At 73.7% G+C, this 21,009-nt stretch carries 21 protein-coding genes and 2 pseudogenes; 9 read left to right on the forward strand and 14 right to left on the reverse strand.

All coding sequences use genetic code 11. The features are described from left to right. Nucleotides 1–134 precede the first annotated feature (134 nt). From ACJTNH_RS19780 to ACJTNH_RS19805, 6 genes are all read right to left on the reverse strand, one after another. On the reverse strand, nt 135–875 hold the full coding sequence (locus tag ACJTNH_RS19780) for an MBL fold metallo-hydrolase (protein WP_458178814.1): 741 nt from the start codon (nt 873–875) through the stop codon (nt 135–137). Beyond that, entirely contained in the window at nt 872–1,696 is an 825-nt protein-coding gene (gene murI / locus ACJTNH_RS19785) for a glutamate racemase (RefSeq protein ID WP_458178816.1), read from the reverse strand. The genes ACJTNH_RS19780 and murI overlap by 4 nt, the downstream gene beginning before the upstream one ends. A 72-nt stretch (nt 1,697–1,768) precedes the next feature. Further along, entirely contained in the window at nt 1,769–2,512 is a 744-nt protein-coding gene (locus ACJTNH_RS19790) for an HAD-IA family hydrolase (protein WP_458178818.1), read from the reverse strand. Then, entirely contained in the window at nt 2,503–3,453 is a 951-nt protein-coding gene (locus tag ACJTNH_RS19795; protein ID WP_458178820.1) for a PLP-dependent cysteine synthase family protein, read from the reverse strand. The genes ACJTNH_RS19790 and ACJTNH_RS19795 overlap by 10 nt, the downstream gene beginning before the upstream one ends. A gap of 44 nt (nt 3,454–3,497) precedes the next feature. After that, nucleotides 3,498–3,776 (reverse strand): MoaD/ThiS family protein, encoded by a 279-nt coding sequence (locus ACJTNH_RS19800; RefSeq protein WP_222193125.1) that lies wholly within the window; start codon nt 3,774–3,776, stop codon nt 3,498–3,500. A gap of 162 nt (nt 3,777–3,938) precedes the next feature. Beyond that, nucleotides 3,939–4,412: a Mov34/MPN/PAD-1 family protein gene (locus ACJTNH_RS19805; protein WP_458178823.1), complete on the reverse strand. Its 474-nt coding sequence runs from the start codon at nt 4,410–4,412 to the stop codon at nt 3,939–3,941. A 146-nt stretch (nt 4,413–4,558) separates the two neighbouring features. On the opposite strand from ACJTNH_RS19805, the gene ACJTNH_RS19810 reads away from it, so the two are divergent. Further along, nucleotides 4,559–4,915, forward strand: coding sequence for a hypothetical protein (locus ACJTNH_RS19810; RefSeq protein WP_458178825.1), 357 nt, complete (start codon nt 4,559–4,561; stop codon nt 4,913–4,915). Here the strand turns inward: ACJTNH_RS19810 and ACJTNH_RS19815 are convergent. After that, entirely contained in the window at nt 4,854–5,363 is a 510-nt protein-coding gene (locus tag ACJTNH_RS19815) for a DUF2017 family protein (RefSeq protein WP_458178826.1), read from the reverse strand. The genes ACJTNH_RS19810 and ACJTNH_RS19815 overlap by 62 nt on opposite strands. 25 nt (nt 5,364–5,388) lie before the next feature. Further along, entirely contained in the window at nt 5,389–5,685 is a 297-nt protein-coding gene (gene clpS / locus ACJTNH_RS19820; RefSeq protein WP_458178828.1) for an ATP-dependent Clp protease adapter ClpS, read from the reverse strand. Between the two features lie 62 nt (nt 5,686–5,747). On the opposite strand from clpS, the gene ACJTNH_RS19825 reads away from it, so the two are divergent. Then, nucleotides 5,748–7,040 (forward strand): nicotinate phosphoribosyltransferase, encoded by a 1,293-nt coding sequence (locus ACJTNH_RS19825; protein ID WP_458178830.1) that lies wholly within the window; start codon nt 5,748–5,750, stop codon nt 7,038–7,040. Nucleotides 7,041–7,179: 139 nt separating this feature from the next. Next, the gene (locus ACJTNH_RS19830) at nt 7,180–7,749 is read left to right on the forward strand and encodes an isochorismatase family protein (protein ID WP_458178832.1); all 570 of its coding nucleotides are present in this window, start codon (nt 7,180–7,182) and stop codon (nt 7,747–7,749) included. Here the strand turns inward: ACJTNH_RS19830 and serB are convergent. Together serB and ctaD are read right to left on the reverse strand one after the other, a co-directional pair. Further along, on the reverse strand, nt 7,733–8,986 hold the full coding sequence (serB, locus tag ACJTNH_RS19835) for a phosphoserine phosphatase SerB (protein ID WP_458178834.1): 1,254 nt from the start codon (nt 8,984–8,986) through the stop codon (nt 7,733–7,735). The two genes, ACJTNH_RS19830 and serB, sit on opposite strands and share 17 nt — an antisense overlap. Nucleotides 8,987–9,140: 154 nt before the next feature. Then, complete coding sequence (gene ctaD / locus ACJTNH_RS19840; RefSeq protein WP_458178836.1) at nt 9,141–10,901, reverse strand: aa3-type cytochrome oxidase subunit I; 1,761 nt, start codon at nt 10,899–10,901, stop codon at nt 9,141–9,143. A 307-nt stretch (nt 10,902–11,208) separates the two neighbouring features. On the opposite strand from ctaD, the gene ACJTNH_RS19845 reads away from it, so the two are divergent. Continuing rightward, the gene (locus ACJTNH_RS19845; protein WP_458178838.1) at nt 11,209–11,484 is read left to right on the forward strand and encodes a GlsB/YeaQ/YmgE family stress response membrane protein; all 276 of its coding nucleotides are present in this window, start codon (nt 11,209–11,211) and stop codon (nt 11,482–11,484) included. A 99-nt stretch (nt 11,485–11,583) separates the two neighbouring features. Here the strand turns inward: ACJTNH_RS19845 and ACJTNH_RS19850 are convergent, their stop codons facing one another. Together ACJTNH_RS19850 and ACJTNH_RS19855 are read right to left on the reverse strand one after the other, a co-directional pair. After that, a complete protein-coding gene (locus ACJTNH_RS19850) occupies nt 11,584–12,435 on the reverse strand; it encodes a putative RNA methyltransferase (protein WP_458178840.1) in 852 nt (283 codons plus the stop codon). Continuing rightward, complete coding sequence (locus tag ACJTNH_RS19855) at nt 12,432–12,950, reverse strand: metallophosphoesterase family protein (protein WP_458178842.1); 519 nt, start codon at nt 12,948–12,950, stop codon at nt 12,432–12,434. Before ACJTNH_RS19855 ends, ACJTNH_RS19850 begins: the two co-directional genes overlap by 4 nt. An 84-nt stretch (nt 12,951–13,034) precedes the next feature. On the opposite strand from ACJTNH_RS19855, the gene ACJTNH_RS19860 reads away from it, so the two are divergent. Then, complete coding sequence (locus tag ACJTNH_RS19860) at nt 13,035–14,579, forward strand: MFS transporter (protein ID WP_458178844.1); 1,545 nt, start codon at nt 13,035–13,037, stop codon at nt 14,577–14,579. Between the two features lie 99 nt (nt 14,580–14,678). Here the strand turns inward: ACJTNH_RS19860 and ACJTNH_RS19865 are convergent, their stop codons facing one another. Continuing rightward, on the reverse strand, nt 14,679–15,602 hold the full coding sequence (locus ACJTNH_RS19865; RefSeq protein ID WP_458178846.1) for a cation diffusion facilitator family transporter: 924 nt from the start codon (nt 15,600–15,602) through the stop codon (nt 14,679–14,681). 179 nt (nt 15,603–15,781) lie between these two features. Beyond that, entirely contained in the window at nt 15,782–16,996 is a 1,215-nt protein-coding gene (locus tag ACJTNH_RS19870; protein WP_458178848.1) for a peptidoglycan DD-metalloendopeptidase family protein, read from the reverse strand. A 275-nt stretch (nt 16,997–17,271) separates the two neighbouring features. Between ACJTNH_RS19870 and ACJTNH_RS19875 the strand changes: the two genes are divergently transcribed. The 4 genes and pseudogenes from ACJTNH_RS19875 to ACJTNH_RS19890 all read left to right on the forward strand — a co-directional run. Continuing rightward, nucleotides 17,272–18,450 (forward strand): zinc-dependent alcohol dehydrogenase, encoded by a 1,179-nt coding sequence (locus tag ACJTNH_RS19875; RefSeq protein ID WP_458178850.1) that lies wholly within the window; start codon nt 17,272–17,274, stop codon nt 18,448–18,450. Nucleotides 18,451–18,623: 173 nt separating this feature from the next. Then, nucleotides 18,624–19,823, forward strand: a complete 1,200-nt coding sequence (locus tag ACJTNH_RS19880; RefSeq protein ID WP_458178852.1) for an MFS transporter — start codon at nt 18,624–18,626, stop codon at nt 19,821–19,823. A 140-nt stretch (nt 19,824–19,963) separates the two neighbouring features. Beyond that, nucleotides 19,964–20,748: pseudogene (locus tag ACJTNH_RS19885) on the forward strand (oxidoreductase). A gap of 77 nt (nt 20,749–20,825) precedes the next feature. Further along, nucleotides 20,826–21,009, forward strand: a pseudogene (locus ACJTNH_RS19890) (IS30 family transposase); the annotation flags it as partial.

Below are 21,009 nucleotides of genomic sequence, written 5' to 3' on the forward strand. Positions count from 1 at the left end.
GCAGCAGCGGACGGACAAGTCCAGATGAAGGCACGAAGCCAGTCACATGAAGGGTCACGCCCACCGCTGCCGGCCATCAGCCCATCACCGAAGGACCGACCCGGCCAGCCTCACAGTCACCTGATCAAACGCTGTCAGATCTCGTGGACGGCGCCGGGGTGGGCGAGCTCGGCAGCGGGGAAGACCGTCTGGGCTGCGGCCAGCTGCGCCTCGGCGTCCACCCAGGAGGGCACGTGGGTGACGATCAACCGGCCCACCCCCGCGGCGGCGGCGTGCTCGCCGGCCTGGCGCCCGGTCAGGTGCAGCCCCGGCGGCAGGTCGGGCGCCTCGGGGTAGGCGGCCTCGGCCAGCAGCACGTCGGCGCCGCGGGCGAGCTCGACCACGGCCTCGCTCGGGCCGGTGTCGCCGGTGTACACCAGTGACCGGCCGCCCGCGGTGAGCCGCACGGCGTAGCACTCGACCGGGTGCGCGGTGCGGGCCGTGGTCACCTCGAAGGGCCCGAGCGTCCAGCGCCCCGGGCCGATGGCGGTCACGTCGAAGACGTCGTCGATCGGGCCGCCGTCGGGGTCGTAGGCCGCGGCCAGCCGCCGGTCGGCGCCGACCGGCGCGTACAGCGGCACGGTGCGCCCGTCGGACTGACCCGAGTAGCGGTGCCAGACCACGAACGGCGCGGCGTCCAGGCAGTGGTCGGCGTGCAGGTGGCTGAGGTAGACCGCGTCCACGTCGCCGGGCCGGACGTGGGCCTGCAGCGCCCCGAACGAGCCGTTGCCCAGGTCGAGGGCGAGCACGAACTCGTCGTGCTCCACCAGGTAGCAGGAGGCCGGCGAGTTCGGGCCGGGGGCGCTGCCGGCGCAGCCGACGACGGTGAGCCTCACGCCCCGACCTCCGCGCCGGCCCGGTCGACGACCTCGACCTCGGGCCCCAGGAAGCGGCGGCCGAGCCGGGCGAACGGCTCCGGGTCGCCGGTGGCCAGGAAGCGGTGCACCGGCGGCGGGCCGTCCGGGTCGCGCAGCAGGTCGGTGCGGGTGAGCACGCGGTACACGTCCTTCGCCGTCTCCTCCGCGCTGGACACCAGGGTGACCTCCTCGCCGAGCACGAGCGAGAGCACACCGGTGAGCAACGGGTAGTGGGTGCAGCCGAGCACCACGGTGTCGACACCGGCGCCCAGCAGTGGGTCCAGGTAGGACTGCGCCAGCCCGACCAGCTGCCGGCCGCTGGTGACCCCGCGCTCGACGAAGTCGACGAAGCTGGGGCAGGCGGCGCTGGTGACCGTCAGGTGGCCGGCGGCGGCGAACGCGTCCTCGTAGGCGCCGCTGGTGATGGTGGCCTGGGTGCCGATCACGCCGATCCGGCCGTTGCGGGTGGCCGCGGCGGCCCGCCGGGCGGCGGGGCGCACCACCTCGACGACCGGCACGTCGTAGCGCTCCCGGGCATCGCCCAGGCAGGCGGCGCTGGCCGAGTTGCAGGCGATCACCAGCATCTTGACCCCGGCCGCCACCAGGTCGTCCATCACCGCGAGCGAGTGGCGCCGCACCTCGGCGATCGGCAGTGGCCCGTACGGGCTGTGCGCGGTGTCGCCGACGTAGCGGATCGCCTCGTGCGGCAGCTGGTCGAGCACGGCGCGCGCCACCGTCAGGCCACCCACGCCGGAGTCGAAGATCCCGATGGGCGCGTCGGCCCCCGCAGCAGTGCTCATGTCGGCAGCCAGGCTAACGGCCCCCTCCGACGGTCCGCCGTCCCGCCGACCGAGACGCTCGTCTCGCCCCGGTCAGGGGCGGCGCAGCAGCGCCTCGCCGGGCAGCAGCAGACCCTCACCGGTCCACCGCGCCCCGGCCAGGTCACGGACGACGACCGTCGCGTCGGTGCCGAGCGCGGTCTCGCCGATGCCGAGCACCGCCGCGCCGGCGGCCAGCCCGGCGCGCACCCCGCTGGGGCTGTCCTCCAGCACGATCGTCTCCCCCGGCGACAGGGCGAGCCGGCCCGCCCCGGTCAGGTACGGCTCCGGGTCGGGCTTCCCGGCGGCGACGTCCTCGGCGGTGACCACGACCGGCGGCACCGGCACCCCGGCCGCGCGCAGCCGTGCGGTGGCCAGCTCGCGCACGCCGGAGGTGACGACGGCCCAGGGGACGCCGTCCAGCTGGGCGACGAGGTCCAGAACGCCGTCGATCGCCACCGTGCCGGCGACGTCCTCCAGCTCGTAGCGGGTGATCAGCGCGACCGACCGCTCGACGTCCTCGGGCTTCACGAACAGCGCCACCGTGTCCGCCGCGCGGCGGCCGGGGACCGCGGCCATGACCTCGGCCGGGTCCAGCCCGGAGTCGACCGCCCACCGGGTCCACGACGCGACGACGCTGGGCTCGGAGTCGACCAGCACGCCGTCGTTGTCGAACAGCAGCCCCCGCGCCCCCAGGAGGAGGCCGCCATCAGGCGTCGTGTCGCCACGGCCCCGGTGCAGGGGCCCGCCACGAGCTGGCGAGTGGTGGGGGGCAGCGGGGTCCTCCACTAGGCCCACAGCTGGCCCTCGAGCGCGGCGCTGGCCTGCTCCAGGGTGCCCGCGTACGCACCGGTGGACAGGTACTTCCAGCCGCCGTCGCAGACGACGAAGCAGATGTCGGCCTTGCGCCCCGCCGCGACCTCCTTGTCCGCGACGCCGAGCGCCGCGTGCAGGATCGCTCCGGTGGAGATGCCGGCGAAGATGCCCTCCCGCTCCACCAGCTGCCGGGTGCGGTGGATGGCGTCGTCCGGCCCCACGGAGAAGCGGGAGTCCAGCAGCTCGGGGTCGTAGAGCTCGGGGATGAACCCCTCGTCGATGTTGCGCAGCCCGTAGACCAGCTCGCCGTAGCGCGGCTCGGCGGCGATCACCTGGACGCCGGGCTTCTTCTCCCGCAGGTACCGGGAGACGCCCATCAGCGTGCCGGTGGTGCCCAGCCCGGCCACGAAGTGGGTGATCGAGGGCAGGTCGGCCAGGATCTCCGGGCCGGTGCCGGTGTAGTGCGCCTCGGCGTTGGCCGGGTTGCCGTACTGGTAGAGCATGACCCAGTCCTCGTGCTCGGCGGCCAGGCCCTTGGCCACCGCGACGGCCTGGTTGCTGCCGCCGGCCGCCGGCGAGCTGATGATCTGGGCGCCGTACATCTCCAGCAGCTGCCTGCGCTCGATGGAGGTGTTCTCCGGCATGACGCAGATCAGCCGGTAGCCGCGCTGGCGCGCCACCATCGCCAGCGAGATGCCGGTGTTGCCGCTGGTCGGCTCCAGGATGGTGCTCCCCGGCTGCAGCCGCCCGTCCTTCTCCGCCGCCTCGATCATCGCGATGGCGGCCCGGTCCTTGATGGACCCGGTGGGGTTGTGGTCCTCCAGCTTGGCCCACAGCCGGACGTCGGGGGTGGGCGACAGCGACGGCAGCCCCACCAGGGGCGTGCCGCCGAGGGAGTCGACGAGGGAGGCGAAGCGGGCCATGACGGGTCTCCAGGAGTCGCGGTGCCGGGCGGGGAGGCTCCGGGTCAGCAGCCGCCGGCGACGGCGGGGAGGATGGTCACGGAGTCGCCGTCCTTGACGGCGGTGTCCAGCGCACCGGTGAAGCGCACGTCCTCGTCGTTGACGTAGACGTTGACGAAGCGGTGCAGCTTGCCCTCCTCGGTGACCAGGCGGTTCTTGATCCCGGGGTGCTGGCTGTCGATGTCGTCGACCAGGGCGCCGAGGGTGGCGCCGTTGCCCTCGACGGTCTTGTTGCCGCCGGTGTGGGTGCGCAGGATGGTCGGGATGCGGACCTCGATGGCCATGGCTGTGGGGCTCCTTCTCACGGGGTGACGGGGGTTCGCGCGCCGGGCGCGCAGGAACGACTGCTGGGTGGAACGCCAGCACCCAGCCGGCGATTCCGTACGGCCCCGTTGCAGGGCCCCGCGGCGCGCGGAGCGCGTCGTGGGGGGCAACGGGGTCCTTCCTCAGTCGTAGACGACGGTGGTCGGCGAGTGGCCGAACAGGTAGGACTCGACGACCTCGACGTCCTCCTCGCGCACCTCGCCGTCGACGATCCGGAAGCTGCGGAACTCCACGGTGTCACCGGCCAGGCCGGTCTGCGCCCCGTGCTCGCGGGTGGACACCAGCACGTAGTGCGCCTCGGGCTCGGAGGCGTAGCTGATGTCGGTGCGCGAGGGGTGGGCCTCGGTGGCGGTGTGCGAGTGGTAGATGACCACGGGGACCTCGTCCCGGTCGTCCATCTCCCGGTACAGCTTCAGCAGGTCGGCGCTGTCGAACTCGTAGAACGTCGGCGAGCGGGCCGCGTTGAGCATCGGGATGAAGCGCTCGGGGCGGTCGCTGCCCTCGGGGCCGGCGACGACGCCACAGGCCTCGTCCGGGTGGTCCTCCCGGGCGTGGGCCACGATGGCGTCGTAGGTCGCGCGGTCGATGCGCAGCACGGCCCCAGTCTAGGCAGCGCGTCCTCCCCGCGCCGTCCCTCCCCCTGGCGACCGCCGGAACGGGGTGATCGGGACGCCAACGGCGGGGTGATCGGGACGCCAACGGATTGTGTCGGAGGGGTGTCCGACCGATAACGTCGCCGACCGTGGTGATCGAGGTGCTCATGGTGGTCGGCGTCGTGCTGATCGCGCTGCCGGCGCTGGTCCTCGGTGCGTCCCGGCTGTTGCACCGCAGCGGCCGGGCGAGCACCGACCAGCGCGCCGACCGGGTCGAGCTGGTCCTGGTGGTGCTCGGGCGGCTGGTCGGGCTGGTGCTGCTGCTCCTGCTGTCCGCCGTGACCCTGGTGTCCTGCATCGGGGCGATCGTGCAGGACGTGCCGGTGCACAGCCTGGTCTACGTCTTCTTCCTCGCCGACCTGCTGGTCGCGATCCTGGTGCTGCTCACCGTCGGCCGCCTCGTCCGGCGGCCAGCGCGTCGACGAGGGACCCCTGCACCGCGGTGAGCCAGTAGTAGACCGCCAGCTGGGAGCCCTCCTCGTCGGCGTCGTCGGAGGCGTCGACCTCCGGCGGCTCGGTGTCGGCGGAGATGCCCAGCCGCGTGCCCAGCGCCAGCCGCAGGTCGTTGGTGGTGCGCAGCCAGGCACGGGCCTGGTCGGCGTCCAGCCGCACCTCCCCGCCGTGCGGCGGGAGCGTCGCTCGCACCATGGCCAGGTCGTCGGCCTTGCCGCTGCGCAGCCCGGCCTCGGTCAGCTCCCGGTAGTCCGCGGCGATCTCCGGGTCGGTGGCGTGCCCGCGGGGCAGCAGCCGTTCCACCACCGGGTCACCGCCGGAGTCGACCGGGTCCGCGGCCAGCAGCTGCTCGAGCTGGTCGAGCAGCAGGCCGACGATGTCGGCCTCCGCGTCGACCAGCCGGGCCACCAGCTCCTCGCCCTTGCGGCGGAACGGCTTCACGCCGCCTCCTCGTGCGCGAGCCCGCTCACGCGTCGCGCTGGTAGGTGGCCCACAGCCCGTAGGCGTGCAGCCGGTTCGTGTCGTGCTCCATCCGCTCCCGCGGCCCCGAGCTGACGATCGCCTTGCCCTCGTTGTGCACCTGCAGCATCAGCTGCGTGGCCGTCGGCTCGTCGTAGCCGAACAGCTCCTGGAGCACGAAGGTCACGTAGGTCATCAGGTTGACCGGGTCGTCCCAGACGATGGTCACCCAGGGCCGGTCGAGGTCGGACTCCTCCCGCGACGTCGTCTCCGGCGTCCAGGCGGGCGCAAGGGGTCCGGCCACGTGATCACTGTAGGACGCCCACCTCGGGCGGCCCACTCGGCCGGCACCTATCGTGCTGGTCCATGCCGCCGAGCCAGCTCAGCCCCGCGCTGCTCACCGACCGGTACGAGCTGACGATGCTGGCGGCCGCGCTGGCCGACGGCACCGCCGACCGTGACTGCGTCTTCGAGGTCTTCGCCCGCCGCCTCCCGCACGGGCGCCGCTACGGCGTGCTGGCCGGCACCGGCCGCTTCCTGGATGCGCTGGCCGACTTCCGGTTCGGTGCGGCCGAGCTGGACGCCGTCCGGGCGCAGGGCATCGACGACCCGCGGCTGCTGGACCACCTGGCGGCCTTCCGGTTCACCGGCGACATCGACGGCTACGCCGAGGGCGACGTCTACTTCCCCGGCTCCCCGGTGCTCACCGTCCGGGCACCGTTCGGGCAGGCGGTCCTGCTGGAGACCCTGGTGCTGTCGGTCCTCAACCACGACAGCGCGATCGCGGCGGCCGGCGCCCGGATGATCGGCGCCGCGTGCGGCCGCCCGTGCATCGAGATGGGCTCCCGGCGGACCCACGAGGAGGCCGCGGTCGCCGCCGCCCGCGCCGCCGCCCTGGTCGGCTTCACCGCGACGTCGAACCTGGCCGCCGGCGCCCGCTACGGCATCCCCACCACCGGCACCAGCGCCCACGCCTTCACGCTGCTGCACGACGACGAGGCGGCCGCCTTCCGCGCCCAGCTGGACGCGCTGGGCGCCGGCACCACGTTGCTCGTCGACACCTACGACACCGAGCAGGGCATCCGGACGGCGGTGGAGGTGGCCGGGCCCGAGCTGGGCGCGGTCCGGCTGGACTCCGGCGACCTGGCCATCCAGGCCACCCGGGCCCGCGAGCTGCTGGACTCCCTCGGCGCCACCGGGACGAAGGTCATCGTCACCAGCGACCTGGACGAGTACGCGATCGCCGCGCTGGCCGCCGCCCCGGTCGACGGCTACGGCGTGGGCACCTCGCTGGTCACCGGATCGGGCTCACCCACCGTCGGCATGGTCTACAAGCTGGTCGAGCGCGACGGCGTGCCGGTGGCGAAGAACTCCGAGGGCAAGCGGTCGGTGGGCGGCCGCAAGCACGCGGTCCGGCGGCACGACACCCAGGGCACCGCGACCGCCGAGGTGGTCAGCTCCTCCCCCGTGGCCGCCGGCGAGCACGACCGGGAGCTGATCGTGCCGCTGGTCCGCGGCGGCGAGCTGGTCCGGCCGCGGACGCCGGCCCAGGCGCTGGCCGACGCCCGGGCGGTGCACGAGCAGGCGCGCGCCGCCCTGCCGGCCGAGGCCTGGTCGCTGTCCCGCGGTGACGCCGCGATCGACACGGTCACCGCCTGATGACGGTCGGAGGACCTCGTCCTCCTCAACCCTCGCAGGCTCGGGCCGAGCCCCGGGACGAGGCCTGACCCCCGCCCCTGCGACTGGCCGGGGACGTTGCGCCCGGCGAGAGCGGAACAGCCCGGTGCAGGATGGGGGGATGACGCGTGCGCTTGTGGTGGTCGACGTGCAGAACGACTTCTGTGAGGGCGGGAGCCTGGCCGTGGCCGGGGGGACCGCCGTGGCCCGGGCGATCAGCGCGCACGTCGCGGCCGCTGACTACGCGCACGTGGTCGCCACCCGCGACCACCACGTCGACCCCGGCGGGCACTTCGCCGAACAGCCGGACTACACCGAGACCTGGCCGGCGCACTGCGTCGTCGGCACGTCCGGGGTGGAGCTGCACTCCGACCTGGACCGCCGCCCGATCGAGGCGGTCTTCGACAAGGGCGAGTACGCGGCGGCCTACTCCGGCTTCGAGGGCACCTTCGACGGCCAGGGGCTGGCCGACTGGCTGCGCGCCCACGACGTCGACTCGGTCGACGTGGTGGGCATCGCCACCGACCACTGCGTGCGGGCCACCGCCCTGGACGCCGTCGGCGCCGGGTTCGCCACCCGCGTGCTGCTGCCGCTGACCGCCGGCGTCGCCGAGGCCACCACCGCCGCCGCCCTCGAGCAGCTGCGCACCGCCGGCGTGGAGCTGGAGGGCGAGGTCAGCCGAGCGGGCTGAGCCCCGGGTCGGCGTCCAGCACCTCGTCCCGGGTGAAGCCCAGCACCTGGAGGACGGCGTCCAGGTAGGGCTGGTTGAGCGCGGCGTGCGCCTGCTCCCGCACCACCGGCTTGGCATTGAAGGCGATGCCCAGCCCGGCCGCGTTGAGCATGTCCAGGTCGTTGGCGCCGTCGCCCACCGCGACCGTCTGTTCCAGCGGGATGCCGTGCTCGGCGGCGAAGCGGGCCAGCGCCCGCGCCTTGCCGGCCCGGTCGACGACCTCGCCGACCAGCCCACCGGTCAGCCTGCCGTCGGCGACCTCCAGGGTGTTGGCGGCGGCGAAGTCCAGACCCAGCGCCTCGGCCAGCGGGTCGGTGATCTGGGTGAAGCCCCCGCTGACGATCCCGCAGCGGAACCCCAGCCGCTGCAGCGTGCGGATCAGCGTGCGCGCCCCGGGGGTGAGCACCAGGTGCTCGCGCACCTCGTCCAGGACGCCGACGGGCAGGCCGGCGAGCACGGCGACCCGGGCGCGCAGCGACTCCTCGAAGTCCAGCTCGCCGTTCATGGCGGCCGCGGTGATCCGGGCGACCTCCGCGGCCCGGCCGGCCCGGGCGGCCAGCTCGTCGATCACCTCACCGCGCACCAGGGTGGAGTCGACGTCCAGCACGATCAGCCGCTTGCTCCGCCGGGACAGCCCGGCCTGCTCCACGGCGACGTCGGTGCCGGTCTCGGCGGCCACGGTCGCCAGCGCGGTGCGCAGCTGCGTCGACCCGGCGCCGGAGACGGTGAGCTCGAAGCTGGTGACCGGGTAGTCCGACAGCCGCCGGATCGCCTCGATGTTGCCGCCGACGCCGGCGATGGCCCGGGCCGCACCGGCGACCGCCGCGGGCGGGACGGGCCGGCCCAGCACGATCACGTGGTGGCGCACCGTCCGCTCGGTGTGCCGCTCCCCCGCGGTGGCGGCCTCCACGGTGACCTGGAGGCCGGTCGCGGCGGCCACGTCGCCCGCGGTGCGGTGCAACCGGCTGAGCAGCTCCGGGTCGCCGCTGCCGGCCACCACCACACCGAGCACCAGCTGGCCGTGCACCACCACCTGCTCGACGTCGAGCACCTCCACCGGCTCCGGCCCGGCGGCCTGCAGGGCGGCGAAGAGGGTGGCCATCACACCGGGCCGGTCGGGTCCGGTGACGGTGAGCAACGCACCCGCGGCGACGGTGGGCTGGTCGATCGGCGCGGGGGCGGCAGCGCGGTCGGTCACGGGCGCCATCGTGCCGGACCGGGCAGCGGGGCCGGGCACAGCCCCCGGCCGACCCCACGAACGCGGACGCCCCGCCAGCCGATGGCTGGCGGGGCGTCCGTGCGACCCGGTCACACCCCGAGCGGGCCAGGGGTGCCGAGCAGGTGGACCCGTGTCAGGTCGGGTCCTTGTCGTCGGCACCCTGACGGGCCCCGGCGGTGAGACCGGCCTCGCTGGCGTAGGGCTGGTGGCCCTTGCCGGCGTGCGCCTCCATCTCCAGGCGCTCCTTGAGGTGCGGGTAGTGCAGCTCGAACGCCGGGCGCTCCGAGCGGATCCGCGGGATCTCGACGAAGTTGTGCCGCGGCGGCGGCGACGAGGTCGCCCACTCGAGGGAGTTGCCGTGACCCCAGGGGTCGTCGCGCAGCGCCAGCCGGCCGTGCTTCCACGACTTGACGACGTTGTAGACGAAGGGGATCACCGAGGCGCCGAGGATGAACGACCCGATCGTGGAGACCGTGTGCATCCAGGTGAAGGCGCCCCCGGCGTCCGTGCTCAGGTAGTCGGCGTAACGGCGCGGCATGCCCTCGTTGCCCAGCCAGTGCTGAATGAGGAACGTGGCGTGGAAGCCGATGAAGGTCAGCCAGAAGTGCAGCTTGCCGACCTTCTCGTCCATCATCCGGCCGCACATCTTCGGGAACCAGAAGTACAGGCCGGCGTAGGCGGCGAACACGACGGTGCCGAAGACCACGTAGTGGAAGTGGGCGACGACGAAGTAGCTGTCGTTGACGTGCCAGTCCAGCGGCGGGCTGGCCAGCAGGACGCCGGTCAGACCACCGAGCAGGAAGGTGATCAGGAAGCCCATCGAGAACAGCATCGGCGTCTCGAAGGTGAGCTGGCCCCGCCACATGGTGCCGATCCAGTTGAAGAACTTGATGCCGGTCGGGATGGCGATCAGGTAGGTCAGGAAGGCGAAGAACGGGAGCAGGACCGCGCCGGTGGCGAACATGTGGTGCGCCCACACGGCCAGCGACAGGGCGGTGATGCCGATCAGCGCGAAGATCATGCCCTTGTAGCCGAACAGCGGCTTGCGGCTGAAGACCGGGATGACCTCGCTGATGATGCCGAAGAACGGCAACGCGATGATGTAGACCTCGGGGTGGCCGAAGAACCAGAACAGGTGCTGCCACAGCATCGGCCCGCCGTTCTCCGGCGTGTAGACCTGCGCCCCGAGGTGACGGTCGGCCAGCAGCGCCATCAGCGCGGCGGTCAGGATCGGGAAGGCCAGCAGGATCAGGATGCTGGTGACCAGCGACGCCCAGACGAAGATCGGCATCCGGAACATCGTCAGGCCCGGCGCCCGCAGGCAGACGATCGTGGCGATGAAGTTGACGCCACCGAGGATCGTGCCCAGACCACTCACCGCCAGACCGGCGATCCACAGGTCACCACCGGCGCCCGGGCTGTGCGCGCCGGTCGACAGCGGGGTGTAGGCGTACCAGCCGAAGTCGGCCGCGCCACCCGGGGTCAGGAAGCCCGAGACGGCGATCGCGCCACCGAAGAGGAACAGCCAGAACGAGAAGGCGTTCAGCCGGGGGAAGGCGACGTCCGGCGCACCGAGCTGCAGCGGCATGATCAGGTTCGCGAACGCGAAGAACATCGGCGTCGCGAAGAACAGCAGCATGATCGTGCCGTGCATCGTGACCAGCTGGTTGTACTGCTCGGGCGACAGGAACTGCAGCTCCGGGCGAGCCAGCTCACCGCGCATCAGCAGCGCCATGAAGCCACCGACGAAGAACCAGATGAAGGCCACCGTGGTGTACATCAGGCCGATGGTCTTGTGGTCGGTGGTGCGCAGCAGGCCGAGGAGCCGCGACCCCTTCTGGGCCTCGTGGGCCGGGCTCGGCCGGCTCACGATCGGGGCAGGTGCGATCGTCACGGCCGCAGCTTAGCCCGCCGCGTCGCGTCCGACGCGGCGGGAGCGGGGGTCGGTGCGGCGCGCCCGCCGAGCCCGCGCCGACGTCCTCCGGCACCCCTGCGCGAGCGCGCAGCTCCCCGGTCGTGGTCCGGCAGCAGAACCGCAGGTCATGCGCCCGCTGAGCGCCGACCGAGCGCCGCTCGGGTCACCCACCCGACCGAGACCGGGCGGTCTCGGGAGTTTGGTCACGCCCGGTCCGGGCATCGATGATCTTGCGCTGGACGGACCAGCGCCTGACGGCTCGGCCGTCGTCCACAGGAGGTCACCCGTGAGCATCGGCGGAGTTCTCTTGGCGGTCCTCATCGGCTTCGTCGCCGGGTTGATCGCCCGTGCCGTGGTCCCTGGCAAGCAGGACCTCGGCCTCGTCGCCACCCTGGTCCTCGGCCTCATCGGGTCCGTGGTCGGCAACCTGGTGTTCAGCCTGGTCCAGGGCGACGGCCTCGAGTTCGACCTGGGCGGCTGGTGGGCGTCCATCCTCGGCGCCATCCTGGTGCTGGCGGTCTACGTGGCCGCGACCGGCAAGCAGCGTCGCGTCAACCGCTGACGCCCGCCGGCGACAGCCGGCGCACGAACCCGCTCGACGAGGGCCCGGCCACCGGGCCGGGCCCTCGGTGCGCCCGGGCCGGCTCCCGTCCGGGGCGGCTCAGCCGGCCTGCTCCCAGGTGCCGACGTCCACCGCCACCGTCACCCGCACCGGCTCGGGCAGCGCGGCCAGCCGCCGGTCCAGCTCACCGTCGGGCAGGTGCCGGGCGTGCGGGCCCATGCCGACCAGGGTGCGCACCGCGGCGTGGTCCAGCGCCAGCTCGGTCCGGTGACCGGCGACCGCCACCGGTCGCAGGTGCGGCTGCAGGCCGGCGGCGAGCCGGTCGGCCTTCGCCGGGTCGACGGTGAGCAGCCCCAGCGGGCCGACCAGCTCGGCCAGGTGGTCCGCGGCCGGGGTGACGACGACCAGTCGCCCCTCCGGCCGCAGCACGCGGGCGGTCTCGGCGCCGTTGCGCGGGGCGAACACCACCAGGACCCGGTCCACCGCGGCGTCCCGCACCGGCCAGCGGGCCCACGAGTCGGCGACGACGGCGATCGCCCGCGGGTGCGCCCGGGCCGCCCGGCGGGCCGCGTACCGGGAGGCGTCCAGCACCACCCCGACGGCGTCCGGGGCCCGGTCGAGCACCCCGGCCAGGTGCGCCCCGGTACCACCGCCCAGGTCGAGCAGCGTGGCCGGCGGCGGGCCGGCGAGTGCGGCGTCGGCCAGCGCGGCGGTGATCCCGGCGTAGTGCCCGGCGGCCAGGAAGTCGGCCCGGTCGCCGACCATCGCCGCGGAGTCACCGGCGTGGGGGCTCCCGCCGGGTGGCAGCAGGGTGACGTGCCCCTGCCTCGCCCGGTCGAAGGCGTGCCCCGCGGGGCAGCGCAGCCCGGCGGGGTCGGTGCCGAGGGCCTGCCCGCAGACCGGGCAGGCGAGGACGGCGACCGCCGCCGGCGGGAGGGCGGGCAGGCTCATCGACCGGGCGCCTGGGGTGGCAGCCGGTGCAGCGTCACGTCCGACAACCGGCCCTCGTCGACGGTCGCGGTCAGGTAGGTGGCGAAGGGCTGCCGGCGCCGGTCGGTCGGCGAGCCGGGGTTGAGCAGCCTCAGCCCGGTGTCGGCGGTGGTGTCCCAGGGGATGTGGCTGTGCCCGAACACCAGGACGTCGACGTCCGGAAAGCGCGCCGCGCAGCGCTGCTCGCGCCCCTTCGCGTCGCCGGTCTCGTGGACGACGGCGAACCGCACCCCGCCGAGCTCGGCCCGGGCCACCTCCGGCAGCCGCTCGCGGAGCACCCCGTGGTCGTTGTTGCCGTACACGCCGACCAGCCGCAGCGCCCGCCGCTCCAGCTCGTCCAGCAGGGCGACGTCGACCCAGTCGCCGGCGTGCACCACGACGTCCGCGGCATCGATCGCCGACCACAGCGGCGCGGGCAGGTCACGCGCCCGCTTGGGCACGTGGGTGTCGGAGATGAACACCACGGAAACGGGCACGACGACATCGTCCCAGCCGACTAGCTTCCTCCTTCGGCCGACGACTCGGCCGAACCGGAGACGAGCGACAGAGGACACCCACGCGTGAGCACGACCGCACCACTCCCCGACCCGGCCGGGACGCCCCCGGCCGACGAGCCGTACCCGAAGCGGTGGCTGGCCCTCGCGGTCATCGCCGTGACCGTGCTGATGGTCATCCTCGACGCGACCATCGTGAACATCGCCCTCCCGGCGGTCTCCGCCGACCTGGACGTCACCGCCGCCTCGCAGCAGTGGATCGTCACCGCCTACACGCTGACCTTCGGCGGCTTCCTGCTGCTCGGCGGGCGGATCGCGGACTTCTGGGGCCGCAAGCGCACCTACCTGGTCGGGGCGGTCGGGTTCGCCGTCGCCTCCGCGCTGGGCGGGCTCGCCCAGAACGAGGAGCTGCTGTTCGCCGCCCGCGCCCTGCAGGGCGCCTTCGGCGCACTGCTGGCCCCGGCGTCGCTGGCCCTGCTGACCGTGCTGTTCACCGACGCCAAGGAGCGCGCCAAGGCCTTCGCCGTCTACGGCGCGATCGCCGGCGGTGGTTCCGCCGTCGGTCTGCTGCTGGGCGGGGTGCTGACGGAGTACGCCGACTGGCGCTGGTGCTTCTGGGTGAACGTGCCGGTGGCGATCGTCGCCGTCGTCGCCGCCATCCCGATCGTGCCGGAGAGCAAGGCCCCCGGTGAGACCAGCTACGACATCCCCGGCGCCGTGCTGATCACCCTGGGGCTGGCCTCCTTCGTCTACGGCTTCACCCAGGTGGCCGAGACCGCGCAGGCCAACGCCGACGCCGGCAACGGGGAGAGCGGCTGGACCGACGCCTCGGCGCTGACCTTCATCGCCGTCGGCGTCCTCCTGGTGGCGGCGTTCGTCGTCCTGGAGCTGAAGGTGCGCAACCCGCTGCTGCCGATGCGGCTGGTGCTCGACCGCAACCGCGGTGGCGCGTACCTGACCTCGACCCTGGTGGGCGCCGGGCTGATCGGCGCCTTCTTCTTCCTGAGCCTGTACTTCCAGCAGGTGCTCGGCTACACGCCGGTCGCGGCCGGGTTCGCCTCGCTGCCCACCACGCTCGGCGTGCTGGTGTCCGCGGGCGCGGCCAGCGGGCTGGTGCCGCGGATCGGGCCGAAGCCGCTGATGGTGGCCGGTGGCCTGCTGGCCGCGGCCGGGCTGTTCCTGATGTCGTTCCTGGACGTCGACAGCTCGTTCTGGTCGCTGGCCTTCCCCGGTCAGCTGCTGCTGGGCCTGGGCCTGGGCTTCACCTTCGTGCCGCTGTCGAACCTGGCGCTGATCGGTGCCGGGGAGCACGACGCGGGTGCGGCCAGCGCCATGCTGAACGCCACCCAGCAGGTCGGCGCCTCGATCGGCACGGCGCTGCTGGCGACGCTGTCGGTCAACGCGATCACCTCGGCCTTCGCCGACAGCGTGGCGGCCGGCCAGGACCCGACCGACCCGGCGGTGGGTCTCTCGGCCCAGGTCGAGGGCTACACGACCGCCTTCACCTGGGCGGCGGTGCTGCTGGTCGTGGGCGCAGCCGTCTCGGCGGTGCTGATCAAGGCCACCAAGGAGGACCTGCCCGCCGACGGCGCCGTGGTGCACGCCGGCTGAAGAAGGACCCTGCTGCCCCCCACGCTTCGCAAGCTCAGCGCGGGCCCCTTCAGCAGGGCCGAGCGGGCGCCCGTCTCCCCTCGGGGAGGCGGGCGTCCGTCATTCGTGCACCGGCGCCTCGTGGCTGCGGTGCCCGGGCGACTCGAGCTGGAAGGTGCAGTGCTCGAGGTCGAAGTGGTCGCCCAGGCAGCTGCAGAGCGCGTCGAGCACCCGGCCGCCGTGCCCGTCGGCGAGCACCTCGTCGGTGACCACCACGTGCGCGGAGAGCACCGGCAGCCCCGAGGTGATGGTCCATGCGTGCAGGTCGTGCACGTCGAGCACCCCGGAGACCCCGAGGACGTGCTCCCGCACCCGGGCCAGGTCGACGCCCTTGGGCGCGGCCTCGAGCAGGACGTCGAGCGCCTCGCGCAGCAGTGACCAGGCCCGCGGCAGCACCAGGGCACCCACGGCGAGGGAGGCGACGACGTCGGCCCCGGTCCAGCCGGTGGTGGCGATGACGACGGCGGCGGCGATGACCGCGACCGAGCCGAGGGCGTCACCGACCACCTCGAGGTAGGCACCGCGGGTGTTCAGCGACTCCCCCTGGCCGGCGTGCAGGAGGCTCAGCGAGCCGACGTTGACGGCCAGGCCGAGGAGGGCGACCCCGAGCATCCAGCCGGAGTGGATGTCCGGCGGGTCACCGATCCGGCGGACGGCCTCGACGACGACGTAGCCGCCGACGACGAGCAGCAGCAGGCCGTTGCCCACGGCGGCGAGCACCTCGATCCGCTGCCAGCCGAAGGTCCGCCGGCCGCGGGCGGGCCGCTGGGCGAGGGTCACCGCGCCGAGGGCCATCCCGATGCCGAGGGTGTCGGTGGCCATGTGGGCGGCGTCGGCGAGCAGGGCGAGCGAGCCGGACAGCAGGGCGCCGACGAGCTCGACGACGAAGACGCTGCCGGTGAGCGCGAGGACGACGGCCAGCCGGCCGCGGTGCCCGGCCGCCGCAGTTTCGGCGCCGTGCCCCGCACCGTGGTCGTGCCCCATCGTCGTCCCCCTGTCCGCCGGATCTCACATGCACGATGCCGCATGTCAGCCCGGAACGCCAGGAGCGAGCGCGAGACCACCCTCTCGGGACCCACCGTGAGGCGTGACCGCCACGTCATGGCCCCCTCGCAGGGGCCCGCCGCGAGCGTGCGAGCGGTGGGGGGCGAGGGGGTCCTTCCTCAGACCTGGACGCCGCGCTCGCGGAGCCACGGCAGCGGGTCGATCCGCTCGCCGTCGATGCCGCCCACGTGCACCTCGAAGTGCAGGTGCGGCCCGGTGGACTGGCCCGTGTTGCCGAGCAGGGCGATGGTGTCGCCCGCCCGCACCGTCTGCCCCTCCTCGACGAGGATCTCCTGCATGTGCCCGTAGACGGTGACGTCGCCGTTCTCGTGCTGGACGTAGACCGCCAGGCCGAAGCCGCTGGCGGCACCGGCGCGCACCACGACGCCGTCCATCGCCGCGTACTCCGGGGTGCCCAGCGGGGCGGCGAAGTCGATGCCGGCGTGCAGGGTGCCCCACCGGTAGCCGAAACCGCTGGTGAGCCGGGCGCCCTGCACGGGCAGCACCGCCTTGGGGCGGGCGGCCTCGGCAGCCGCGGCGGCCGCGGCCTCGGCGGCGACCCGGTCGGCGTCGGCCTGCACCTGGGCGGCGGCGACCTGGGCGTCCTCGCGCTGGGCGCGGGTGGCCACCATGTCCTGCAGCCGGTCGGTCGCCTCCTCGCCGGTGAGCGCGGGCTGCTGGGCCTGGACCATGCCGAGCTCCTCGGCGACGCTGATCGGCTCCTCGGCGTCGGCGGCCCGGGCGACCTGGGCCGGGTCGCCGGTGACGGTGACCGCCAGGCCGGCGGCCCCGATGAGCGCAGCCGCCAGGTACAGCGCGGGACGGCGGGCCGGCAGCGGCGGACGGCGGTGCCGGGCCCCGGTGGCGACCGCGGCCACCACCTGCTCCGGCGTCAACCCGGCGGTGGGGCCCTGCTCGGCGACCTCGGGTGCGGCACCGTCGAGCAGCAGCGCGTCCGCGTCGACCGGCAGCGGCCACGCGTCGGCCAGCACCAGCCCGTCGGTGCCCACCGGCAGCGGCCAGGCGTCCACGTCCGCGACCACGGCGTCCGGGCCCACGGCGTGCTGGACCACGGAGGCCGGGACGACGGCGACCGGGCCGGCCTCGACCGCCGGGCGCGGCGTGGGGCAGACCCCGGCCGCGCGCAGCGGCGTGGCGCCCAGCAGGCGGCGGGACCGTCGGGCGAGCGAGCGACGGAAGGGCAGCACGGGCGCCAGCGCCGGCACCTCGGGGCTCTCGGACGACGCGTCGGCGGCGGGGCCACCGACCGGTCCGCTGCCGCTGCGCGACACCGTTCCGTCGTCGTCGAGCCGGGCGAGATGTTGCGGGTCCATGCACCTGTCTTCCGTCGGGGGCGAGCTCGGGCGGCGCCCATGTAAACACGTCGTGACCGGTTCGTGATGTGCACAACCGGGTAAGCACACCGGGTCAAGTGATCAGGCTCACAACACTTCCTGCCAAATGGACACCCTGCGTGACGTCAGGTGTGCGAGCGGCTGATGAGTTGAACGCGCCGTGACGGGTACGAGCGAGGAACGTCACGCACCGGACGACGGGCCTGCAGACCTCGTCGCGGCCGTCCGGAGCCCCCAGACCGAGGAGCACACCCATGCGCGCAGTGACCTGGCACGGCCGGGACGACGTCCAGGTGGACACCGTCCCCGACCCGACGATCCAGGACCCGACCGACGTCATCGTGGAGATCACCTCCAGCGGCATCTGCGGGTCCGACCTCCACCTCATCGAGGTCATGGCCCCGTTCATGACCGTCGGGGACGTGATGGGCCACGAGCCGATGGGCGTGGTCCGCGAGGTCGGGGCCGGGGTCACCGAGCTGAAGGCCGGCGACCGGGTCGTCGTCCCGTTCAACATCTCCTGCGGCACCTGCTGGATGTGCAGCCAGGGGCTGCAGAGCCAGTGCGAGACCACCCAGAACCGCGAGCAGGGCATGGGCGCCTCGCTGTTCGGCTACACCAAGCTCTACGGCCAGGTCCCCGGTGGCCAGGCCGAGTACCTGCGGGTGCCCTTCGGCAACACGCTGCCGATCAAGGTGCCCGAGGGCCCCGCCGACGACCGGTTCGTCTACCTCTCCGACGTGCTGCCCACCGCCTGGCAGGCCGTGCAGTACGCAGCTCCCCCGCCCGGCGGCACCGTGCTGGTCCTCGGGCTCGGCCCGATCGGTGACATGGCCGCCCGGATCGCCACGCACCTCGGCCACCGGGTGATCGCCTCCGACGTCGTCCCGGAGCGGATCGCCCGGGCCCGGGCGCGCGGGATCGAGGTGATCGCCTCGACGGAGCAGGAGGAGGTCGTCGGAACGGTCCGGGAGATGACCGACGGCCGCGGCGCGGACGCCGTGATCGACGCGGTGGGCATGGAGGCGCACGGCTCCCCCGGCGCCAAGCTCGCCCAGAAGGCCAGCGCGGTGGTGCCCGACGCCATCATGGAGAAGGTCATGACGGTGGCCGGCATCGACCGGCTGGCCGCGTTCAACACCGCGATCGAGGCGGTCCGCCGCGGCGGCACCGTCTCGCTGTCGGGTGTCTACGGCGGCGCGACCGACCCGGTGCCGCTGATGCGGATGTTCGACAAGCAGATCGAGCTGCGCATGGGCCAGGCCAACGTGTGGCGCTGGGTGCCCGACATCCTGCCGCTGCTCACCGACGCCGACCCGCTGGGCGTCGACTCCTTCGCCACGCACCACGTGCCGCTGGAGCAGGCGCCGCAGGCCTACGAGACGTTCCGGCAGAAGCAGGACGGCGCGGTGAAGGTGCTGCTGCAGCCCTGACCTGCACGTCCGAGGGCCGCGCACGGGACCTCCGTCCCGGCGCGGCCCTCGTGCTGACGGGCACGTGACGAGGGTCATGTGCGTCGAGGGCAGCGGAACAGGTCGCACTGCTCTTGTCTGGAGTCGGGCCGTCTCGCGCCCGTCCTCCCTCGCAGCCCCTGAGGAGCTCTGCCGTGCCCCGCGCGCTGCTCGCCCTGTCCATCGGCGCCTTCGGCATCGGCACCTCCGAGTTCGTGATCATGGGGATGCTGCCGCAGGTCGCCGAGGACCTCGACGTCTCGGTCCCCGCGGTCGGGCTCCTGATCAGTGCCTACGCCCTGGGGGTGGTCATCGGGGCGCCGACGCTGACCGCGCTGGGCGTGCGGTTCACCCCGCGGCAGACGCTGATCGGGCTGATGGTCGTCTTCACCGTGGGCAACGCCCTCTCCGCACTCGCCCCCGGCTACGCCGCGCTCACCGCCGCCCGGGTGGTCACCGCCCTGGCGCACGGCTCGTTCTTCGGCGTCGGGGCGGTCGCTGCCCGCAGGTTGGTGCCCAGGGAGAAGGGCACCCAGGCGATCTCGCTGATGTTCGTCGGGCTCACGCTGGCCAACGTCGTCGGCGTCCCGTTGGGCACCTTCGTCGCCCAGCAGCTGAGCTGGCGGCTGGTCTTCGGCGGCGCCGCCGCGATCGGGCTGCTCACCATCGCCGGGCTGGTCGCCTGGATGCCGCGGGTGGCCTCCGCGCCCACCGACCTCCGGCAGGAGCTCGGCGCCTTCCGCCGGCGCCAGGTGTGGCTGACCCTGGCCGTCACCACCATCGGCTTCGCCGCGCTGTTCTCCGTCTACAGCTACATCAGCCCGATTCTCACCGACCTCGCCGGGATGCCGGAGAGTCGGGTCACCGTCGTGCTGGCGCTCTTCGGCCTGGGCACCACCGCGGGCACGCTGCTCGGCGGCCGCATGGGCGACCGGTTCGGCTTCGCCTTCGTCACCGTCGGGCTGCTCGCCACCGCCGCGCTGCTGGTGGTGTTCACCGTGGTGGTGGTCAACCCGGTGGCCGCCGTCGTCCTGGTCGTGCTGTTCGGCGCCATCACCTTCTCCGGCGGTCCGGTGGTGCAGAACCGGGCGATCGAGGCGGCCCAGGTGCAGGGCGGCAGCCTGGTGTCGGCGGCCAACCAGGGCGCGTTCAACGCCGCCAACGCGCTGGGGGCGGCGCTGGGCGCGGCCACGATCGACGCCGGCTGGGGGTACCGGGCACCGATGTGGGTCGGGGCCGCGCTCGCGGTGGTCGGCGCCGGCCTCTCCGTCGTCGCGGTGCGCAGCCAACGGGCCGAGACGGCCCGCTCCGCCGTCGCCGAGCCCGTGACCACCGCCGCCGTCCGCGCCGCCTGACGGTGTGCAGGGCCGCCGTGCGCGGGTAGGCACCGGCGATGACCACTCCGACAGCCGAGAAGTCCGGCCAGTTCGCCCTCGGCGACCGCACGGTGCACCGCATCGGCTACGGCGCCATGCAGTTGTCGGGCCCGCACGTGATGGGCCCGCCGGCCGACCGCGACGCCGCGGTCGCCGTCCTGCGGCGTGCCGTGGAGCTGGGTGTGGACCACATCGACACCAGCGACTACTACGGCCCGCACGTCACCAACGAGATCATCCGCGAGGCCCTGCACCCCTACCCCGACGACCTGACCATCGTCACCAAGGTCGGCGCCCGCCGGACGCCGAGTGGCCCGAGGCGCTGGGGGCCGACGAGCTGCGCCAGGCGGTGCACGACAACCTGGAGCACCTCGGCCTCGAGGCGCTGGACGTGGTGAACCTGCGGATGCCCGGGTTCGCCGAGCCGGTGCAGCGCTCGCTGGCCGAGCCGTTCGAAGCACTGGCGGAGCTGCAGCAGCAGGGGCTGGTCAGGCACCTGGGGGTCAGCAACGTGACCCCGCAGATGTTCGCCGAGGCGCAGGGCATCGCCCCGGTGGTGTGCGTGCAGAACCACTACAACCTGGTGCACCGCGCCGACGACCCGATGATCGACGCGCTGGCCCGCCAGGGCGTCGCCTACGTGCCGTTCTTCCCGCTCGGGGGGTTCAGCCCCATCCAGTCGGCGGCGCTGGAGACCGTGGCCCGCCGGCTGGAGGCCTCACCCATGGAGGTCGCGCTGGCCTGGCTGCTGGCCCGCTCCCCCAACCTGCTGCTGATCCCGGGCACGGGGTCGATCGCACACCTGGAGCAGAACCTGCAGGTGGCCGCCCGGGTGCTGGGCCCGGTCGAGCTCGAGGAGCTGGACCGCATCGGCGGCGACGGCACCCTCGACCCCGACCTCTGAGGCCGAGTGCGCTCAGCAGTGATCAGGTGACTCGAGTTCAGGCGGTGCTTGCAACACCCTGATGGAGGGGTGTGCTGGTGGCGGTCACGCGGGAGAAGGAGCGGGCGTTCTGGCGGGCGGTGGTCTGGGAGGGGGCGTCGACATCGGCGGCTGCTGCTGCGGCGAGGGTGACGGGGTCGACGGCGCGGCGGTGGTTCCGGGACCGTGGTGGGGTGACGCCTTTGGACCTCGATGAGCTGTCCGGCCGGTATCTGTCACTGT

The organism is Modestobacter lacusdianchii, assembly GCF_054177765.1.